Source organism: Pollutimonas bauzanensis, from assembly GCF_900129885.1.
GTDB classification, from domain to species: Bacteria; Pseudomonadota; Gammaproteobacteria; order Burkholderiales; family Burkholderiaceae_B; genus Pollutimonas; species Pollutimonas bauzanensis.
In genome coordinates, this window is the sequence record NZ_FQXE01000002.1 from 473904 (window position 1) to 494567 (window position 20664).

Here is a 20664-nt window from a genome sequence, read left to right on the forward strand (position 1 = left end):
TGGGCTTCTTGGGAAACGTTCCAACACCAACCAATAGGAAAAATGAAAAAATGAAACTAGTGAGCAAATTCGTCGCCTGCGCCGCTTTGGGTGTTACATCCCTGGGCTGTCTCGCCCAGAACAGTTCAACGGTGCGCATCATTGTGCCGTTCGCCGCCGGCGGCCCCAATGATGTCGTCGCCCGGCTCGCCGCCCAATATATGGCCGAGCCCCTGGGCAAAACCGTCATCGTTGAAAACAAGCCGGGCGCCACAGGCGCGATCGGCAGCCAGCAAGCCGCGGACGCCAAGCCTGACGGCAATACTCTGCTATTGGCAAGCAGCAGCACGATGATGGCGCCGATTATCCTGAAATCGGTTCGCTTTGACCCGCTCAAGGACTTCGCGCCGATCGACCTGATTGCCCTCGATGAAAATCTGCTCGTCGTAAATCCATCGGTTCCCGCCAAGACCGTGCAGGATTTGATAGCCCTCGCGCGCAGCAAGCCCGGCGAACTGAATTATTCCACTTCGGGACAGGGCAGCAGCTATCACCTGGGCACGGAGCTGTTCAGCTCGCAAACGGGGATAGAAATGACCCATGTGCCATATAAAGGCACGGCACCGGCCGTAATGGGTCTGCTCGCTGGAGAAGTGCAAGTTCAATTCCAGGCGGTTTCCCAGGCAAAGCAACATATCCAGGCCGGGAAGGTCGTCCCGCTGGGTATCGCCAGCGGCACCCGGCATGACGATTATCCGGATCTGCCGACAATAGCGGAGGCCGCCAATCTTCCGGGCTTCGAGTTTTCCACCTGGATGGGGCTGTTTGCGCCCGCGGGCACGCCCGACGAAGAATTGTCGAAATTGCGCGCAGCCCTGGGCAAGGCTGCCCAGAATGAAGAGTTCCAGAAACGCCTGAAGGACCTTGGAATGAGGCCAGTCAGCCAGCAGCCCGGCGCGATCATGACCCGAATTGCCGGAGACCTCGATAAATGGGGCGCCCTCGTCAAAAGCAAGGGCCTGGAAATGTAAGGAAAACGAGGCGCCGATAATGTTTGAGGGGGAGAGTAATAATGAAGTTTGAGCACGCTTTGGCAATGTTCCGTCAGGGCACGATGACGCCTCGCGAATATCTGGAGGAGTTCATCGCCGCCGTGCAGGAAAAAGAGGGCCGGATCAAAGCTTTCGCGTGCCTGGATATCGAGCAGGCGCGACTTCATGCCGACGCCTCGACAGACAGATACCGGCGCCAGGCTCCGCTTTCCGGGATCGACGGAATGCCGATCGGAATCAAGGACATCATCGACACGGCCTCGCTACCCACATGCATGGGCAGCGATATCTACCGGGACTGGAGGCCTCGGGCCGATGCCGAAGCCGTCGACGCCTTGCGCTCGGGCGGCGCGGTCATTCTCGGAAAGACGCGCACCACCGAGTTCGCCATCGGCAGGGCGACAATCACGACCAACCCCCACGACGCCGAGCGCACCCCCGGCGGCTCGTCCTCCGGTACGGCCGCGGGGGTCGCCAGCGGGATGATCTGCGCGGGGCTGGGAACGCAGACGCAAGGCTCGATCATTCGCCCCGCCAGTTATTGCGGCGTGGTCGGGTACAAGCCTACGTGGGGTGTATTGCCTTTGCACGGCGTGCACCCGGTTTCGCACAGCCACGACCATTTGGGAGTCATAGCGCAAAGCCTCGACGTCGCCTGGGCGCTTGCGCATTGCATCATGAAATACAGGCCGACCAAGGAGAATGCGCCGCTGATCCCCCTGCCGTCCCTCGGAGCGGAGGGCCATCCCCTTCCCAGAATCGCCGTATTGAAAACCGCGGGGTATAAGGAGCTCAGTGAAGGCGAGCTGGGGGCGTTCGATGAGCGCATGAACCGCTGGAGACAGTCTGGCGTGCAGGTCTCCGGGGTCGACGAGCATGCCGAACTCGCGGCGTTTTGCGGCGAACTCGATGGCGTGCCATCTCTTTCAACGGAGATGGTGGCCAGTGATATGCGCTGGCCATACTCGCAATACTGCAAAAACTTCCCGGCGGAAACCGGCGAGAAAATTCATGGCCTGGTGAAACAAGGCCTGGACATTTCCGCGGAGAGATACCTGTCTCTGATCGAGCATCGCGAGAAATTGCTGGCCCGCCTGGAGGCCTTGTCCACGCGCTACGATGCCTTCGTTCTGCCGGCAGCCTCGGGCATCGCTCCGCTGGGCCTCGAAAACACCGGGTCCCGCACGCTATCGGTCTATGGAAGCTTTCTGGGCATTCCCGCGGTGAGCCTGCCGCTGATCACGGTCGGGCATATGCCGTTGGGAGTGCAGCTTCTGGGGCGGCGGTCGAAAGACCACGAACTTATGTGCCATGCCAAGCGGCTGGCTGAACTGAATTAGCGCAGCCTGGCGAATGTCCATATGATTCGCCGATTGCGTGTTCGGCGCCCATGAGCGACGTTTATTTGTCGCGATCAATTCTGTCCTTGTCGCGCCTTGATAAAGATTGATGACAAGCTGCTTTAACGGCTCCGGCAACGCCGGCCGATATGCGTAGACAACCCACAACCTAGGCGCCGCCATCCCGGCGCTTGCGCCGTCCACAACGCTGGCCATAACGCAGCGACCAGCGCGCTGAAGACAAGAGGCATCCACGGATGCCTTGTCTCTTCCCTTGCGCCATTGCCTGAGCGCCATTGCCCGAGCGCCATTGCCCGAGCGCCACCACCGGGCTATTCCCAGGCCGCGCCGGAAATCGCCGAACCATAAACTGCCCGACCCGCGCTTGCCCAGCGCCAGGGAGATCGGCGCGGCGCGCCCGCGCCTCCATCCGGCATGGGCGGAGTGTATAGCGCCAGTGCCGCGGATCAGTCCCCTTGCAGACATAAGATATTGCCTCAGCAATAGTACTGTGCTACAAAGGAAAACATATAAAATTAAATGCATTAAATAAAATGTTTTTCTGGATAATGAATCGCCTGTCAAGGGCGATATCCGATCCGGCGAGAACAATGGGGACACCAGCCGCCAGCCCCTCCCCAAAAAACCATTCACACTACCCCAGAAGGAGACAGCATGAAAACGAAGTCAGCTAAAGCGCTATTTCTCGCAATCAGCGCGGCATTAGCCTTTGGCGTCCAAGCCGAGTCATTCCCCGTCAAGCCCATTTCGATGGTCGTGCCCTTCCCTCCAGGAGGCGCCGCCGATGCGGTAGCCCGCATACTGGCCGACGATCTGAGCGAACGGCTGGGCCAGCAAGTCATTGTCGAGAACCAGAACGGCGCTGGCGGCACCATAGGCTCGTCCAGAGTCGCAAGAGCCAAACCCGACGGATATACCCTGCTGCTCAACAACATGTCGCAGTCCACTGTCAACGTATTCAACGAAAAGCTTTCCTATGATGCCCTGAAGGATTTTTCCTCTATCGGATCGGTAGCCTATATACCCATGATGCTCGTGTCCAATAGGAACTTTCCAGCCAAGGATGCCGCTGCGGCGATCAAGTATCTGAAGGAAAATTCCGACAAAATCAGCATCGCCAATAACGGCTCGGGTTCAGTCACGCATTTGTGCGGCACGCTGATACAGCGCGCCATTGGTGTGAGCGGCCTGATCGAGGTCCCCTACAAGGGATCGGGACCCGCCTTGGTCGATGTCATTGGCGGGCAGGTCGACCTGACCTGCGATTCCTCGGCCAGCACCAACGCCTATCTGGAAAGCGGCAAGCTGACGGCCCTGGCGATGACATCCAGGGAAAGAGTTCCGACCCTGCCCGACGTGCCGACCTTTAAAGAGTTGGGATATGAATCATTCGATCTTTCTCTCTGGTTTGCCCTATACGCGCCACAGCGGACGCCGGATGCGATCGTAGAAAAAATTTCCGGCGCGCTTCAGGAAGCCGTCGTGGATGCGAAGTTCGACAAGCGGATCACGGCCTTGGGCGCCACACCCGAGAAGCCCGCCGACGCCACGCCGCTGGCGCTGGACAAGCGGATGCAATCCGAAACGCAGCGCTGGCGCCAATTGTTCAGGGATTGACCGTTCTGTGCTACAAATAGGCCTTATATAAAATTAAATGCATTAAATATAATGCTTTATCAGATGAAAAATCGTCCGTTAGAGACGGGATTCGATCAGGCAGGAAAACAAAGGAGACACAAGCCATGCTACGAAAAACATTGAAGTTTTCACTGGCCAGCGCCATCTTGATGGCCGGCATCGTTGGCACTGCGCAGGCCGAAACCACTTTGCGCGCGGTCATGCAGTCGGACCTGAAAATCATTGACCCGATCTGGACCACTGCCTACATCACGCGCAACCATGGGTACATGATCTACGACACCCTGTTCGCCACGGACGAAAAGGAAGACATCAAGCCGCAGATGCTGGACCACTACACTCTCAGCGAAGACCAGCTCGTCTATACCATGACGCTGCGCGACGGGCTCTTATGGCATGACGGAAAGCCGGTAACGGCGGAAGACTGCGTCGCATCCATAAAGCGCTGGGCGGCGCGCGACGTGCTCGGACAGCAAATGATGTCTTTCGTCACCGACATCGCCAGTGTCGACGACAAAACCATACGCATCACCGTGAACGAACCCACCGGCCTCGTCCTGCTTGGCCTGGGCAGGTCGACCGGGCCGGCCTTCATGATGCCGAAACGGATCGCGCAGACCAATCCTCAAGAACAGATTTCCGAATTCATCGGGTCCGGCCCGTTCATCTTCAAGGCAGACGAATGGACACCTGGAAACAAAGCCGTATATGTCAAATTCAAGGAATACAAGCCGCGGGATGAACCGCCATCCGGGATGGCGGGCGGCAAGGTCGCCAAGGTCGACCGCGTCGAGTGGTTGGCGCTCGCTGACCAGCAGACAGCCGTGAGCGCCTTGCTCAATGGCGAAGTCGATCTTATCGAACAGCCGTCTCACGACCTTCTGCCCATGCTCACCGCCGACCCCAACATCCAGACCGGCGATTGGAGTTCCCTGGGCAATCAGTATGTATTCCGCTTCAATTCGGTACAAAAACCTTTTGATAACGTGAAGGTCAGGCAAGCGATGTGGTACGCGTTGAACCAGAAGGATTTCCTCAAGGCGGTCATCGGCGATCCGAAGTACTACAAGGAATGCAAATCGATCTTCATCTGCGGGACGCAGCTGGCCACCGAAAAGGGCATGGACGGCTTGCTGGGCTCCAACTTCAAGAAAGCGCGCGAACTGCTGGCGGAAGGCGGCTATGACGGCACACCCATCGTACTGCTGCACGCGACCGACCGCCAGGTGTACGCCAACCTTGCGCCGGTCGCAAAGTCGCTGCTGGAGCGCGCGGGCATGAAAGTCGATATGCAGTCCATGGATTGGCAAACCAACGTGATGCGCCGCTCAAAGAAAAACTCCTTGGCCGAAGGCGGGTGGAGCATTTCGCTGACATCGACCAATAACGCCGCGAACCCGCTGGAATCGAGCTATCTGAACGCCTCATGCGAGAAGGCCACGTTCGGCTGGCCCTGCGACAAGGAAATCGAACGGTTGCGCAGCGTCTATGCGCGCGAGTCCGACCCGGCGAAACAGAAAGAGATCGCCGAGGCCCTGCAGCTGCGGGCAATCGAGAACCCGCTCTATATCCCCCTCGGACAATGGTACCAGCCCATGGTGGCCAGAAAGAGTCTTACCGGCCTGCTGAGCACGCCAGTGCCGATTTTCTGGAATATCGCCAAGACTGGCAGCTAAAGGCGGTCCGGACCTGCTGCGCCAGGCGGCGCCTGCCCGACAGCCGCGTGGACTCTGCCACCCATCCTATTTAAGCGAATGCGAACGATACATGTTCATTTATTTATGCAAACGGCTGCTTGCGACGATTCCGGTGATTACCGTAGTGGCCATATTCGTCTTCATGATGTTGCGATTCGGCGCCACCGATCCAGCAGCGGTCATTGCCGGGGAGAATAGCAATTCCGCGCAGATCGAACAGATCCGCAGCCACCTGGGGCTGGACCAGCCTATCGTGAAGCAGTTCGGCATATGGGCCATGCGCACGCTTTCCGGCGACCTGGGCGAGTCTTTCTTCTTCAAGAAGCCGGTCGCCGAGCTGATCCTCAATCGCCTCGAACCAACGCTCTCGCTCGCCCTGTGCACGATCGTCATATCCGTCCTGATCGCCGTTCCGATCGGCGTGCTGGCGGCGTTCAAAAGCGGCGGCTGGGTGGACCGGCTGGTGATGGGCTTCTCCGCGCTGGGATTCTCCATCCCCGTGTTCGTCATCGGCTATCTCTTGATACTGGTCTTTGCCGTTCACCTCAATTGGCTACCCGTCCAGGGCTATCAGCGCATCGGCAACGGCGTCTGGGGATGGCTGCGGCATCTGATGCTGCCCAGCGTGGCCTTGTCCATCGTGTACTGCGCCCTGATCGCGCGGATCACACGCACCAGCGTGCAGGAAGTCCTCGATGAGGACTACATTCGCACGGCCCGCGCCAAGGGGCTGAGCAACCGCGTCGTGCTGATGCGGCACGCACTGCGCACCGCGGCGGTGCCTATCGTCACCGTCATTGGCCTCGGGCTGGCCCTCCTGATCGGCGGGGTCGTGGTGACGGAAAGCGTCTTCAGCATTCCCGGCCTCGGAAGACTGACCGTGGACGCCGTGCTTGCGCGCGACTTTCCCACGGTACAGGCTCTCGTGCTGTTGTTTTCCCTCGTCTTCGTCGGGGTCAATCTTCTGGTGGACCTTTCCTACATAGTGCTCGATCCGAGGATAAGATATTGAACTCTATCGAAAACATCGCGATGGACGCGCCCGCGCCGCCTGAAAAGAAATCTGCGCGCCCCAGCGCGCTGCGCAAGCTGCTGTATATGCCTAGCGTGGCGATCGGCGCGCTGATACTGGTGTTGGTGACACTGATCGGACTGGCGGCTCCCTTCCTGCACACCATGGACCCCGCCGAGATCAATCCATCCGAGCGCAACAAGCCGCCCGGGTATGAAAGCACCATCCGGCTCGATGACGGCGGCGAATCCAGTTTCGTCAATTGGATGGGCACCGACTCCCTGGGCCGGGATGTCTATAGCCGCGTCCTTTACGGAAGCCGCGTATCCTTGATCATCGGCGCCAGCGTGGCGGCGGCGAGCGTGGCGGCCGGCCTGGTCCTCGGCTTGCTCGCGGGGTTCTTCCGCCTGCTCGACAATGTCATCATGCGCATCATGGACGGCCTGATGGCGATTCCCTCCATACTGCTCGCGCTCTCGCTGGTATCACTGCTCTCGGCTGGCTTATCCACCGTGATCTTCGCCATTGCCATCACGGAACTCCCGCGCGTCGTGCGCCTCGTGCGCTCCGTCGTGCTTTCGGTACGCGAAGAACCGTATGTCGAAGCGGCGATTTCCGTGGGCACGCCGACCTATCTGCTGATCTTTCGCCATGTCGTGCCCAACACCATATCGCCGCTGGTCGTACAGGCTACGTATATCGTGGCGCACGCCATGCTGATTGAAGCGACCCTGAGCTTTCTTGGCGTCGGCATTCCCGCGGAGATCCCCACCTGGGGCAATATCATGGCGGAAGGCCGAGCCTTGTTCCGGATATTCCCGCACAACATCCTCTATCCAGGCATCTTCCTTGCGCTCACCGTGCTCGCGGTAAACATGTTTGGCGACGGCCTGCGCGATGCGCTCGACCCGCGAATCAAGAAAAGAATATGAATCATCCAAACCAGTCCAGCCCCACGCTCGAGGTCCGCAACTTGAGCATCGCGCTGCCCGACGGGGCTGACCGGCCGTTCGCGGTCGAACGTGTCAGCTTCACCGTCAGCCCCCACCAGACCGTCTGCCTCGTGGGGGAGTCCGGCTCCGGCAAGTCGGCCGTCGCCCATGCGGTAATGGGCTTGCTGCCCAAAGGGCTGGCGGCGGTCCACGGCCAGATACTGCTGAACGGGGAAGACGTGCTCAGAGCCAGCCAGACGCGCTTGCGGGAATTGCGCTGCACCCGCATGTCCATGATTTTTCAAGAGCCCATGACCGCCCTGAACCCGGTATTGACTTGCGGCGACCAGATCGATGAGGTCTTGCGCGCGCACACATCCATGTCCCCGGGAGCCCGGCGCCGGCGTGTGCTTGAAATCATAGAAAAAGTCCGTCTGCCAGATCCGGAACGCATATTCCGGGCCTACCCCCATCAGTTGTCGGGCGGCCAGAGGCAGCGCATCATGATCGCCATGGCGCTGGTCCTGGGGCCTGCGCTGTTGATCGCCGACGAGCCAACCACGGCGCTCGACGTGACGACACAGGCGCAGATCCTTGGCCTCATCCGGGAACTGCAGCAAGAGCATGGCACGGGCGTGCTGTTCATTACCCATGATTTTGGCGTGGTCGCTGAAATAACCGACCATGTCGCCGTGCTCAGGCTGGGCGACATGGTTGAATCCCGGCCGACCAAGGCCTTGCTGAGCGACCCGCGACACGACTATACCAAGTCCTTGATTGCAGCCGTGCCTAGCCTGATACCCGGGCCGCGCAGGCCGATCCGGGAAGACAAGGTCACGCTGCGCACACAAGGCCTGGGCAAGACCTATCCGCGCAGCCGGGTGCCGGCCGCCAGCAATGTCACGCTGGAAATCCGCCGCGGGGAAACGCTGGGGATCGTCGGCGAATCCGGCTCCGGCAAGTCCACCGTGGCGCGCTGCATAGCGCGGCTGATTTCACCCGACGCGGGCAGCATCCTGCTTAACGGCCAGGACGTGGCCTGGCTCTCGACGAAGAAAATTCGGCCATTGCGCCGCTCGATCCAGATCGTATTCCAGGACCCTTACAGGTCGCTCAATCCGCGCAGGAGGGTTGGAGATTCGATCATCGAAGGGCCGATGAACTACGGCATGCCGCGCTCCGAAGCCTGGACCCGGGCGGGCGAGCTCATGGAACTGGTCCGTCTGGACCCGGCTGTGCTGACACGGTTTCCCCATGAGTTCTCCGGCGGGCAGCGGCAACGGATCTGCATAGCGCGCGCGCTGGCAATGGAACCGGAACTGCTCATCGCCGACGAGGCGGTCTCCGCGCTGGATGTCTCGGTACAGGCGCAAGTTTTGACGCTGTTCGAGGAAATCCGCGATCGCATGAACCTCGCCATGCTGTTCATCACGCACGACCTGCGCGTGGCAGCGAGGGTATGCGACCGTATCGCCGTCATGTCCCGGGGCGAGATAGTCGAATGCGGCGCTACCGCCGATGTCTTTGCCGCGCCCCGGCATGACTACACCAGGACTCTGTTTGCCGCCGCGCCCGGCCGTGGCTGGAATTTCAATACCGCCTGACAGGATCCTGCGCTTTGCGCTCAAGCGCGGGCATGGGGAGCAGCCACTGGACCGCTCCCCATGCCCGCGCCGCCCGGCAATCGGCGGAGGTTCCCGGATCAGGACTCGTTCTGGATATAGACCATGTGAGTCTGCGTATGCTCATAGAGGCCATGCTTGCCATCCGCGCCACCGATGCCCGAGCGCGCCGTTCCGGCGTGAAAGCCTTGCATCGCCTCGAAATTCTCGCGGTTGATATAAGTCTCGCCGCAGCGGATTTCGTTTGCCGCCCGCATGGCGCTGCCCAGATTGCGCGTATAGATCGATGATGTCAGGCCATAGGTCGAGTCGTTGGCCTTCGCTATGGCTTCGTCCAGATCGTGGATGATGTGGACAGGGGCGACGGGACCGAAGATTTCCTTGTGCATGATCTCCATGTCCTGCTGGCAGTTGACCAATACCGTCGGCTCGAAATAGAAGCCGCCATCCTGTTCTATCATGCTGCCTCCGGTCGCCGCTTGCGCCCCGCCTGCGATGGCGCGATCCACCATGCCCTGGACCTTGCGGGCGGCCGCCGCGTTGATGAGCGGCCCCATGTCCACCGGCTTTTTCCCCAGAGGGTCGCCATAGCTCGTCCGCTGCATGGCGGTGGCAAACTTGGACGTGAATTCATCGGCCACCTGGCTATGCACATAGACCCGTTCGGTGCAGTTGCATACTTGGCCGCTATTGATGACGCGGGAGGCCGTGATCGCCTTGACGGCGAGATCGATATCGGCGTCGTCCATGACGATGGCGGGCGCCTTGCCGCCTAATTCAAGATTGACTTTCGTGATATTTCTGGCGGCGGCGGCCATGATGGCGGATCCGGTTTCGACACTGCCAGTGAAGCTGATCATGCCGATATCGGGGCTGCCGGCCAGGGCCTGCCCTGCCGTTGCGCCGCGTCCGTAGATCATATTGAATACGCCGGCGGGCAGATCGGTTTCAGCCAGCAACTGAGTGAACATCGCGGCATTGTTCGGCGTTTCTTCGCTAGGCTTGATGACGATGGTATTGCCGGTGATGAGCGCGGGCGCCATTTTCCGGGCGATCAGAAAAAACGGGAAATTCCAGGGCAGGATGCCGCCGATCACCCCGATGGGCTGGCGGAACATGAAGATATTCTCGCCCGCGCGGTCGCTGGGAATGATTTCGCCCTCCATCCGCCGCGCCCACTCGCTCATGTAGTCGAGGTAGTCCGCCGTAAACGCCACTTCCACGCGCGCAAGCTCCAGCACCTTGCCCTGTTCTTGCGAGATCGCGGTGGCAATCACCTCGGTTTTCTCCCGGATCTTCGCGGCGATGCGCCGCAGATGCCCCGCCCGTTCGATCGGGGGGCGCTTGCCCCAGGGAATTTGCGCGCTTTTGGCCGCATCTATCGCCTGCTGCACGATGTCTTGCGACGTGTCCGGGATTTCGCCCACGACGTCGCCCCGCGCCGGATTCAGGACGGCGATCCTGTCGCCTCCGCCGTGCGCGATGAATTTTCCATTGACGTAATTTTTATGCATTTCCATTATTTGCTGTCCCTTGCATGCCATGCTCTTCTGGCGCGGGGCCCGCGCCAAGAGGCGGTTGGATAAGATAATTTATATTATTCGTAACAATCGTTGTTCGATGAACCGGCCTTCAATCCAGCCGATAAACGCGCCGTGCCGTGCCGTTGAACAGCGCCTGCTTTTCGCTTTCCGACGCATCGCCGGCTATACGCTTGAACGCGTTCCAGAGCAAGGCATAGCTCGTGCCCATTTTCTCGACCGGGAAATTGCTCTCGAACAGGCACCGGTCCGCCCCGAACAGTTCGATGCATATTTCCATGTAGGGGCGCCAGTGGGCCGCCAGTTCGCTCGACGACAAGGGCGCCGGGCGCGCGAGATAGTCGAAAGAGCCCAGCCGCATCAGCATGCCGCCCAGCTTCATGGACACATTGGGACGCTTGGCCAGTTCCGTGACCGATGCTTTCCAGCTTGCAAAGACCTCGTCGCGCTTGCCGAGGTAAGGGCCGTAGCCCAGCGGGCCGCCGACGTGGCCGGCAATGATATTCAAGTCGGGAAAGGCTGCCGCGATGTCGACGACATCCGCCAGCTGGTTATGGAATACCCAGGCATCGAACGACAGGCCCAGGGATGACAATTGCTTGAGGCCGCCACGGATGTCGGGATGGCGCAGATTATCAGGGCCAATAGCGGAATGGCTGTTTCCGATGATATCGCTGGCATTCCAGGCGGTGGCGTAGCGTATGCCCCGGAAGCGGCCGCCGCCCGCCTCGATATGGGCATCGAGCACGGGCCTTACGCGGTCTCCCAGCTTCAGATCGGCAAACCCGACGATGCCCTGGGCGATACGGGTGGGCCCATAGTTGCCGCTGTCGCTCATTGCGGCAATGCCCGCGACGAATTCGGTTTCTCCGACGGGCTGCATTTCCACGGGGCCCTTATGCCGATACATCGCATTGCATTCGACGAATACGGTCGAGACTACGTTATGTCCGCTTTGAAGGTCGGCGAGGAGTTCGTCGAGCAGATAGCGGTTGCCGGGGGGATCCCAGAGATGGTGGTGCGTATCTATGATGGGCAGGTCGGGATCGAGAATCGCTTCGGCCGGATGGCTTTTCAGCCATTGCTGGTCGGGCGCGAAAATCCGTCCGAATTGGCCTGGCCCGCCGGGCTGATCATTCATGAAGATGCTCATGGACATATTCCTTCGTATCGATGTATCAAAATGTGGCTGGCTTGCGATGGGAGCCTGTCTCCGGGGAATCCGGCCGTTCCGGCTGGAGGCTTTCCAGCATGTATTGGAAGGCGATCATGCCGGGGTCGTCCATGCCGACCGACCGTTCTGCGAACATGCGGGCTCGCCCGATACGGTTGGGTTTTCCGCGAAAGTCGTCGAGCGCGCCGGCGACGGCGGCGCGCGCCGCCGCATATTGGGCCTGGGCATCATCGAGGTTGCGCATGGCCTCGATGGCGGCGGCCAGCGCGTCGAGCACGGTCTTGTCCCCCAGGACCGCGCCGCCTCGCGCGGACATGGCGTCCAGGGCCTCTTGCAACAGGCCCGGCAGGTCCGCCCATGGGACGTCCTTTTGCTTTTCCGTGCGCTTGGCAAGCGTCAGGAAAGCGATGGCGAGCAAGGTGCCGAAGCTGGAGCCCGATGCCCGCGAGCAGGCCATCGCGCATATCTTGAAGGCCTGCCCCATGTCGGTTCCCAATTCCGGGAGCGCCGCCCGCAGGTTCGCGGCGCACTTCATCAATGTGGCGCCGAGGTCGCCGTCGCCGAGTTGTCCGTCGCGCTCGTTCAGGTCGGGGGCCGTCTCTTCAAGCCTGGCGGCGCAGCGCTCCAGGGCGGAGCGGAGAATGTCTACGGTCAGAGGCATATCAGACCCTCCAGAAAGGGCAGTTCGCAGGGCGGCCCAGAAGCTGCTCGAGTTCGCTGTCGAGCTGCAGCAAGGTTATCGACGCGCCCGACATTTCCATCGAGGTCGCATAGCGGCCGACCAGGGGCGCGACGACCGTGAGCCCCTTCGCGGCCAGCTCCCGCGCAACATAGCGGTAGAGGATGTAGAGTTCTTCGAGGGGAATCGCACCCAGTGAATTGATGAGCACCGAGACACGTTCGCCGCGGGCGATATCCATGTCCGCGCACAGCCGCTCCAGCATTTCGGCGGCCATGGTGTCGGCCGAGGCCAGTTTCCCCCGCCATATTCCGGGCTCGCCATGAATGCCCATCCCCATTTCCATTTCATCGTCGTCTATCGTGAAGGTCGGCTTTCTTGCCTCGGGGACTACGCAGGGCGCCAACGCCACGCCTATGGAGCCGCAGGCCAGCGCGGCCTTTTGCGCGACTCGCGATACCTCCGCGAGAGTCGCGCCGGATTGATCGGCTTTTGCGCCGGCGATCTTGTAAACATAGACCAGTCCGGCCACACCGCGCCGCTTATGCCGTTCCGCCCTGGATGCGCTGGCGATATCGTCGGCCACCAGGACCGTGGTGGTTTCCATAGCTTCGAGTTCCAGCAGTTCGCCGGCCATGTCGAAGTTCATCCTGTCGCCGCCGTAATTGCCATAGAGGCGCAGCACGCCCGCGCCGCCGTCGGCCGCCCGCATGGCAGCCACGCAATCGCCGATGCTCGGGCCTGCGAAAACGTTTCCGATGGCGCAGGCATCGATAAAGCCGTCGCCCACATAGCCGGTGAACAGCGGCAAATGGCCAGATCCCCCGCCGGAGACAATGGCGACTTTGCCTTGGCGGGGGCCGCCGGCTCGCGCAATCACACGGCCGGCCTCTCCGAGGCGGGCATAGTATTCGGGATGCGCCAGGCAAAGCCCATCGAGCATTTCATCAACATAATCCGAAGGATTGTTCAGGATTTTCTTCATATTGCCTCAGTGGAAATTCGTGTCGCCATCGTCGTTATCCCAGGTTCAAACGCCCAGATAGGCGCTGCGCACGCTTTCGTCGAGCAGGAGTTCGCTCGTCGGTCCCGTCTTGATGCTGCGTCCGAGTTCCAGGATCACGGCGCGCGATGCCAGGTGCATGGCCCAATGGGAATTTTGTTCGGCCAGAATTACCGTCAGCTTCTCCGTCTGGCGGATCTCTTCGAGGATGTCGCCGATGCGCTCGACAATGATCGGGGCCAGGCCTAGCGAGGGCTCGTCCAGCAGGAACAGCTTGGGCCGGGACATGAGCGCCCGGCCTATGGCCAGCATCTGCTGCTCTCCGCCGCTCAGGCTGGCCGCCATCTGGCCGGAACGTTCGCGCAGGCGGGGGAAGTAGGCATACATTTGTTCGATGCGTTCCGCATGCTCCTGCGCGGGGCGCGTGAAGGCCCCCATCCGGAGATTCTCGATGACGGTAAGTTGAGGAAAGACCCGTCGCCCTTCGGGCGAGTATCCCACGCCAAGGCGGACGATGTCGGATGGCTGCAGCTTATGGAGATCCGCGCCATTGAAGATAATGCTTCCGACGGGGTAGGCCACCATCCCCAGGATAGCCTTCAGGGTGCTGCTTTTTCCAGCGCCGTTGCTTCCGACAAGAGCCAGGATCTCCCCTTCTTCGACGGAAAGGCTGACATCGTGCGTTCCTCTGATCTGCCCATAGTGGACCTGGACATTAGTTAGTGTGAGCAGCGGCATGGCCTCTCCCGAGATAAGCTTCGATGACTTTGGGATTTGCGAGAACTTCTGCCGGAGAGCCCATCGCGAGTTCATGGCCTTGATTCATGACCAGCACCCGATCGCACAGGCCTTTGATGAAACGCATATTGTGATCGACTACGATGACCGTAATGCCGCGGCTGCGGATCTTGAGGATGGTGTCGCGGATGTGGTCCGCTTCTTCGGCGCTGAGTCCCGCGACCGGCTCATCGAGCATGACCAGCCGTGGACGCGATGCGAGGGTGATAGCCAGGCCCAGAGTCTTCTGATAGCCATAAGGCAGGCTGCCAGCGGCTGCGTGCGCTACGCTGGTGAGGCTGAGCCATGCCAGCAGCTCGTCGACTATGTCCTCGGTCCGGGCGCGCATTTTTCTGGCCTTGGCCGAATTGAAAACCGTATTGAAGAAGCCCGGATACAGACTGAGATAGGCGCCACGCAAGGCATTTTCACGCACGGAACGTTCGCCGTAGACGGTGGTGGACTGGAATGTGCGGACCAGCCCCTTGCGGGCCAGCCGGTAAGCGGGCAAGCCGGTGATGGTCTGGCCGCCGAAAACGACTTTCCCCCCGCTGGGCTGGATGACGCCGCTGACCAGGTTGATCGCGGTGGTCTTGCCGGCGCCATTGGGCCCGATAATGCCAAGGATTTCGCGCTCGCCCACATCGAATGTGAGGTCTTGCACGGCGGTAAGGCCGCCGAAACGGCGGGTAAGCGCCGAGACTTGAAGCAATCGGGTCATGGCTGCCCCCTGGCTTTCATACGTTTGCCTAATCCGGCAACGGCCTTGCGGCCGAAGTCCGCCAGGCCGCCTGGGAAAAACGCCATCACGAGGATAATGATGATGCCGAAGAGAATGCGCTGCAGCTCGACATAGCCGCGCAGGAGCTCTGGCAGCACGACGAGGAAAACGGTTCCGATCAGGGGGCCGATCAGGGTGTACATTCCGCCGATCACATTCATGACGACGAGATTGAGGGATTGAATGATCGAAAACGAGGTGGGATCTATATAGCGCAGGAAATGGCCCTGAAGCGCCCCGGCGATTCCCGCCAGGCCGCAACCCAACGCAAATATGGTGACCTTGAGCCACAGAACGGGCACGCCCGAGCACTTCGCAAGCTGCTCGCTTTCCCGGACGGCGTCCATGGTCCGGCCGACCTCCGAAGTGAGTATCCTGGCGATGAAGCCGATGATGAGAATGGCAAAACCGAGGGCAAGGTAATAGAAGGCCATCGGTTCGAGAAAGACGGGAGACGGCGCAGGCACGCCGAATATGCCGTTGCCGCCCCCGGTCACGCTTCCCCATTCAACGAATATCATGCGTATGATTTCGCCGAGCAGGAAGGTCACCAGGACAAAATACTTGCCGGTAAGGCGCAGCACCAGAGGACCGATAATCAACGCCAGCGCGGCGGGAGCCGCAAAGGCAAGCACGATGGCCAGTCCGAAGGGCACCCCGAGCTTCATCGTCGTGTAAGCGGATACATAGGCCCCGATGCCCATGAACGCGGCATGCCCAAGTGAAATATGCCCGGTCCGTATGATGAGATGCAAGGACGCCGCGGCTATGGCCGTGATGAAAACCATAATGCTGATGGTCAGCGCAAACCGCTCGACAATGATGAGCGGCAGCACCAGAAGGGCTGCCAGGCCGGCGAGAACAGCGATGGCAACTATGTTGCGCTTGCGCGCAGGCGTTCTCGACGTCGCCCCTGGAAGTGTTTCTATGGGTTGCGCGGTAGCGTTGCGGGTGTTCATTCTTCTGGAGTCCCTAGCAAGCCCCATGGCCGGAAGATCAATAACAGGATCACCACGCCAAAGGAAACAAAAACGGATGTGGATCCGCCGTAGAAGGTCGAAAGGAAGCTTTCCGAGAAGCCCAGCAGGAGGCCGCCGAGGGCGACGCCCGGTATGCTGCCCATGCCTCCCAATATCACGACGATGAACGCCATCATCAGGGGACGCTCGCCCATGAGGGGGGACAGGGCATATGTCTGCGCGTAAAATCCTCCCGCAAGCGCCGCCATGAAAATCGCTATGAAAAAGGCCAGGCGATAAATGGTTGCCGTGTTGACTCCCTGAGCCTTGGCGATCTCGACATCCTGGGCGGCGGCCCGCATGGCAAGTCCGTAGCGCGTGTAGTGGGTAAACAGATAGAAAGCCAAAAGGGTCGCCATCGCGACGGCGGCGATGAGCAATTTATCGGCGGGGATTATGACGCCGCCGATTTGCAGAATGTCACTGATCGCGGGCGGCACCGACCGCTCATGCGCGTTCCAGAGCAAAACGGCCGTGAACATCAGGACCATGTCCAGCCCGAGCAGACCTATCATGCTTTGAAACATCTTCTGGTAGAAATGGCGGTAGACGAGCCGTTCCAATACCAGGGCGCTGGTTGCGACCGCCAATGCCGCGGCCGGGGCGGCGATGATGTAGGGGACGCCCCAGACTCCGTAAACGAAATACAGCGCATATCCGCCCAGCATGGCGAAGGCGCCATGGGCGAAATTGACGACACGCATGATGCCGAAGAGCAGTGTAAAGCCCAGCGCCACAAGAATGTAGATCGAACTTAGGCCTATGCCATTGACGATGACCTGCGCGAGGACAGTCTGCGAAAACATGAGTAAACCCTTGGAATGGAACTACGGATCAGATGCCGGGCCGCCCCCTGCCGACGGCGGGATGAGGGACCCGGCGGGCGAGACTATTGCGATGTGACAATAGTTTTCACAATGCCCTTGCCGTCTTTCACTTCCTTGATCAGGAAGGCATGAAATAACTGATGATCCACACCGTAGTCGTCCTTGCCGGTCCAGATGACTTTGCCGAAAATGGGAGCTTCGTAGCCGCCGAGCTTCTCGATCTCGTCGCGGATCTTGCTTGTGTCGAGGGAGTCGGCGCGGCGGATGGCCTCCAGCACTATATGCGTGGCGTTGTAGTAGACAGGAGCCAGGCCGCCCATGATCCCGCTATATTTTTTGTTGTAGACGTCAAGAAACGCCTTGACTTGGGGCAGGCTTGAATCAATGACGTCATATTTCAAGAAACCTTCTGCCAAGGGGCCCGCGATTTCTATCGCTTCTTCGATGCCGGCGCCGCCTGATTGCAGAATCGTGCCTTTGAAGCCCACTTGGCGGGCCTGCTTGACCAGGAGACCCGCTTCGCCAGGCGCATTGCTGTTGAGTTCGAAAAGGTCGACATTCTGGGACATCATGCGCACCAGCAGCGGCGTGAATTCTTTGGATCCGCGCTCGTAGTATTCCGTCCAGACTTCGTAGCCGTGCTTCTTATAGGCCTCGGCAAGGATGGGGACCGCCGCCTGCCCTGTGGCATCGTTGGGGACTATCATGCCGACCTTCTTGATCTCCGGCATGGTTTGCTTTATCCATTTGACGATGGGCTCGGCGAATTCGCGATTGCTGTTGCCGACGCGGAAGATGTAAGCCCCCTTCCATTCATTCTTGAGGATGGCTGGCGCATAGCCATCGACGAACTGCAGCACCTTTGCCGGCTGCGTCACCGGCAAAGAGCCCAGCGCCCCCGGCGAACCGACGGGACCGAAGATGATCTTCACTTTTTCCTGGTTGACCAGGCGCTCGGCGGCAGTCCTCGCCTGCGCCGCATTGTATTGATCATCATAGGCTACCGATTTGAGCGTGTAGGTTTTGCCCGCGACCTTCAGCCCTCCCTGCTGATTGACTTCATCCAATGCGATCTGCACGCCGCGCTGCAGGCTGAGCCCCCAGGCGGTGCCGCCGCCCGAGAGCGCGGCAATTATTCCTATCTTGAGTTCCTCCTGAGCGCGGGCCGGCGAAAAAGTCGCCAGTGCGCAGCATCCACTGAGTGTGACCGCGACGATTCTCGTCAACGATGTTGCTTTCCTGAATGTCTTCCTCAACATGCTCTTTCCTTGTTTTATATTAAGCAGTATGCACAATGCATTTTATATAAATGGAAGATACCGGATCGCTAATGCAGTGTCAACCCCGGACAAATGGTGCTTAAACCGCCCGCCCGCGGTTCGGGCTCGCCGGTAGCGGACTTGCCGGCCGGCCCTTCGGTGATGTTTTTTTTCGGCGGACGGCAAGATCGCGGCCGCGGCCGAAACCGGACCGGCCGGGCTGCCAGCGCCGGGCCGCCGCAGCGGCGCTTCGGGATATGGCGCCGGCTCTTACATTTCGTGGGTGAAGCCCTGCGCTTCGATTACCGGCTTCACATTGGGGAAATAGTTTTTTGTATAGTGCTCGGCGAGATTTTCCGACCAAGATGAGCCGTCGGCGCGATCCACGGCTTTCCAGTGCTCCATCAGTGTCCTGTCGTAGGGCTCGATGGCTGCCTCGATGGCTTCCGGCCGATAAAACTCGTCATGCCGGAAAGTGGCCATCGGCAGGCGGGGCTTGCGCGGGCCATCTTCGTCGATATGGCCCAGGCACATTCCACAGAGGGGGAAAGTCAGGCTCGGCAGCTTCAACAGTTCTATCATGGCCTGGGGATTGCGGCGAATTCCGCCGATAGGGACGACGCCCAGGCCCAGCGATCGCGCCGCCGTCATCATGTTGCCCAGCGCGATGCCCGCATCGATGCTGCACGCAACCAGCAGTTCGACACTTTTATGGGCGACCTGCTGCCCGCCGGCCGCCCTCACGCCCGCCATGGTCTTGTTCAAGTCCGCGACCATGGTGATGAATACAGGAGCGCGCGCGATCCACGCCTGGTTGCCGCCGAGCTGCGCGATGCGGGCGCGCGTTGTGGGCGAACGCAGCACCACCACCGATACATGCTGGGCATTGAAGGATGTCGGGCAGCGATATCCCCCCTCGATCACCTGCTCCAGCATTTCCTCGGCGACCGGAGCATCGGTATAGCTTCGCACGCTATGGTGCGCATGTATCGTACGTATCGTTTGATTCATCGGGTCCGCCGCATTTACCGCTTAGGCCACTTCAATTCGCCGAGCGCAAGGTTGGGGGGATACACGGGGACCGGCAGGCCATCCTGCCACTGCACCAGGACCACTTCGGCGCCTACGCGCCTGCCTTTTTCATCAAAGCGCAAGCGCTCGCCCGGATAGTAGGCTGAAGGGCCGGTGTCCGTGTCCATCGACCGCATGGCCTCGGCGACCTTCTTGCGATCGGCCACGCCGGCTTTTTCCAAGGCCTCTTTGAATATCCATATGTCGCCGTAGGTCGACAGGGAGTCCTGGGTCATCCATGGCTCGCCAGTGCGTTTCTTGAACGCCTCCACCAAGGCCTCCGAGCCCTTTCCCGGCCAATTGGCCACCGCGACGATCAAGCCCTCGAGCGTCTCTTTATCGACGATCTTGAGCAGCTCGGGCACTACCATGTTGCCGCCCGAGGCTATCAATGGAATGCGCCCCTTGCCCAGCCCCATTTCCCTGACCTTTTCGAGCAGCAGTTTCGCGTCGGGCACGGTCGAGGGCATCATCAACGCAAAGTCGGGTCGCGTATTGCGCAGCTTTTGCACGAGTGATGTTGCATCGGACAGCGGCGGTGTGAACACTTCGTCGGTGACCAGCTTCAGGCCCGCCCGTTCCAGCCCGCCTTCGCGCATCGGCTTTGTGAAGCTGACCTGCGATGCCGTATTGTCCATGACAATGCCGACCGTTTTCGCCGGTTTTCCCGTCACTTGCTGCGCCAGCTTGGTAATGATGGGAAGCATGCTTTCGGATTGCACGCTGGCCGGCGCGGAAGTCTGAAAGACATACTTATAGCCCCGGCTCGTCAACGAATCGGCATACGACAGGGTCAGCCAAGGCAAACTGGCCCGCTCGGTGACTTCAGTGATCGCCAAGGTAAATGAGCTCAGGAAAGCGCCGGTGCCGCCAATCAGATCGGGCTCTTGCGCCACCAGTCTTTGCGCGGCGTTCTTGGACTTTTCAATACTGTCGCCCGCATCGGCCACCACCAGTTCCATCTTCGCCCCGCCCAGCGCCTTGATGCCTCCCGAAGCATTGATGTCCTCGACGGCCGCCTTTGCCCCCATCAGATGCACTTCTCCGCTGCGGGCCCAAGGCCCCGACAACGGCACGATCACCGCAACCTTGACCGCCTGGGGTTCGGCGGATGCCGCCATGGGCGCCGCCGCCATCGCGGCCGCCGCCAGTGCCGCGCTCAGCGGCCCGAGCAATCCTGACAATCGTTTGGAACTCATATCATCTCCTGTTAGTTATTAGACATAATGTTTTGCCTGCG

The 20664-nt window shown here is 60.2% G+C and carries 18 protein-coding genes; 7 read left to right on the forward strand and 11 right to left on the reverse strand.

The window, feature by feature from the left end; all coding sequences use genetic code 11:
* The first annotated feature begins 50 nt into the window (after positions 1–50).
* From BUB23_RS05335 to BUB23_RS05365, 7 genes are all read left to right on the forward strand, one after another.
* Positions 51–1010 (forward strand): Bug family tripartite tricarboxylate transporter substrate binding protein, encoded by a 960-nt coding sequence (locus BUB23_RS05335; RefSeq protein WP_073102043.1) that lies wholly within the window; start codon positions 51–53, stop codon positions 1008–1010.
* A gap of 41 nt (positions 1011–1051) precedes the next feature.
* On the forward strand, positions 1052–2371 hold the full coding sequence (locus tag BUB23_RS05340) for an amidase (protein ID WP_084135765.1): 1320 nt from the start codon (positions 1052–1054) through the stop codon (positions 2369–2371).
* Between the two features lie 675 nt (positions 2372–3046).
* Positions 3047–4009 carry a Bug family tripartite tricarboxylate transporter substrate binding protein gene (locus BUB23_RS05345; protein WP_073102045.1) on the forward strand — a complete coding sequence of 321 codons (963 nt, stop codon included), beginning with the start codon at positions 3047–3049 and terminating at the stop codon, positions 4007–4009.
* A 125-nt stretch (positions 4010–4134) separates the two neighbouring features.
* Complete coding sequence (locus tag BUB23_RS05350; RefSeq protein ID WP_073102046.1) at positions 4135–5706, forward strand: ABC transporter substrate-binding protein; 1572 nt, start codon at positions 4135–4137, stop codon at positions 5704–5706.
* Positions 5707–5797: 91 nt separating this feature from the next.
* Positions 5798–6739, forward strand: coding sequence for an ABC transporter permease (locus BUB23_RS05355; RefSeq protein ID WP_073102047.1), 942 nt, complete (start codon positions 5798–5800; stop codon positions 6737–6739).
* Between the two features lie 20 nt (positions 6740–6759).
* Positions 6760–7671 (forward strand): ABC transporter permease, encoded by a 912-nt coding sequence (locus BUB23_RS05360; RefSeq protein WP_073102197.1) that lies wholly within the window; start codon positions 6760–6762, stop codon positions 7669–7671.
* Positions 7668–9275 (forward strand): ABC transporter ATP-binding protein, encoded by a 1608-nt coding sequence (locus BUB23_RS05365; RefSeq protein WP_073102048.1) that lies wholly within the window; start codon positions 7668–7670, stop codon positions 9273–9275. The genes BUB23_RS05360 and BUB23_RS05365 overlap by 4 nt, the downstream gene beginning before the upstream one ends.
* Positions 9276–9373: 98 nt before the next feature.
* Here the strand turns inward: BUB23_RS05365 and aldA are convergent, their stop codons facing one another.
* The 11 genes from aldA to BUB23_RS05420 form a co-directional block, all read right to left on the reverse strand.
* Complete coding sequence (gene aldA, locus BUB23_RS05370) at positions 9374–10813, reverse strand: aldehyde dehydrogenase (protein ID WP_073102049.1); 1440 nt, start codon at positions 10811–10813, stop codon at positions 9374–9376.
* Positions 10814–10925: 112 nt separating this feature from the next.
* Entirely contained in the window at positions 10926–11987 is a 1062-nt protein-coding gene (locus BUB23_RS05375) for an amidohydrolase family protein (RefSeq protein ID WP_143160887.1), read from the reverse strand.
* A 25-nt stretch (positions 11988–12012) separates the two neighbouring features.
* Positions 12013–12669, reverse strand: coding sequence for a dihydroxyacetone kinase subunit L (locus BUB23_RS05380; RefSeq protein ID WP_073102050.1), 657 nt, complete (start codon positions 12667–12669; stop codon positions 12013–12015).
* A 1-nt stretch (position 12670) separates the two neighbouring features.
* The gene (locus tag BUB23_RS05385) at positions 12671–13672 is read right to left on the reverse strand and encodes a dihydroxyacetone kinase subunit DhaK (protein ID WP_073102051.1); all 1002 of its coding nucleotides are present in this window, start codon (positions 13670–13672) and stop codon (positions 12671–12673) included.
* A 45-nt stretch (positions 13673–13717) separates the two neighbouring features.
* Positions 13718–14422 carry an ABC transporter ATP-binding protein gene (locus BUB23_RS05390; protein WP_342743825.1) on the reverse strand — a complete coding sequence of 235 codons (705 nt, stop codon included), beginning with the start codon at positions 14420–14422 and terminating at the stop codon, positions 13718–13720.
* Positions 14406–15188 carry an ABC transporter ATP-binding protein gene (locus tag BUB23_RS05395; protein ID WP_073102053.1) on the reverse strand — a complete coding sequence of 261 codons (783 nt, stop codon included), beginning with the start codon at positions 15186–15188 and terminating at the stop codon, positions 14406–14408. The genes BUB23_RS05390 and BUB23_RS05395 overlap by 17 nt, the downstream gene beginning before the upstream one ends.
* A complete protein-coding gene (locus BUB23_RS05400) occupies positions 15185–16207 on the reverse strand; it encodes a branched-chain amino acid ABC transporter permease (RefSeq protein ID WP_073102054.1) in 1023 nt (340 codons plus the stop codon). The genes BUB23_RS05395 and BUB23_RS05400 overlap by 4 nt, the downstream gene beginning before the upstream one ends.
* A complete protein-coding gene (locus BUB23_RS05405; protein ID WP_073102055.1) occupies positions 16204–17073 on the reverse strand; it encodes a branched-chain amino acid ABC transporter permease in 870 nt (289 codons plus the stop codon). Before BUB23_RS05405 ends, BUB23_RS05400 begins: the two co-directional genes overlap by 4 nt.
* 83 nt (positions 17074–17156) lie before the next feature.
* The gene (locus BUB23_RS05410; RefSeq protein ID WP_084135770.1) at positions 17157–18353 is read right to left on the reverse strand and encodes an ABC transporter substrate-binding protein; all 1197 of its coding nucleotides are present in this window, start codon (positions 18351–18353) and stop codon (positions 17157–17159) included.
* A gap of 270 nt (positions 18354–18623) precedes the next feature.
* Complete coding sequence (locus tag BUB23_RS05415) at positions 18624–19364, reverse strand: NADPH-dependent oxidoreductase (RefSeq protein WP_073102057.1); 741 nt, start codon at positions 19362–19364, stop codon at positions 18624–18626.
* A 14-nt stretch (positions 19365–19378) separates the two neighbouring features.
* Entirely contained in the window at positions 19379–20623 is a 1245-nt protein-coding gene (locus BUB23_RS05420) for an ABC transporter substrate-binding protein (protein WP_073102058.1), read from the reverse strand.
* Positions 20624–20664: the final 41 nt, after the last annotated feature.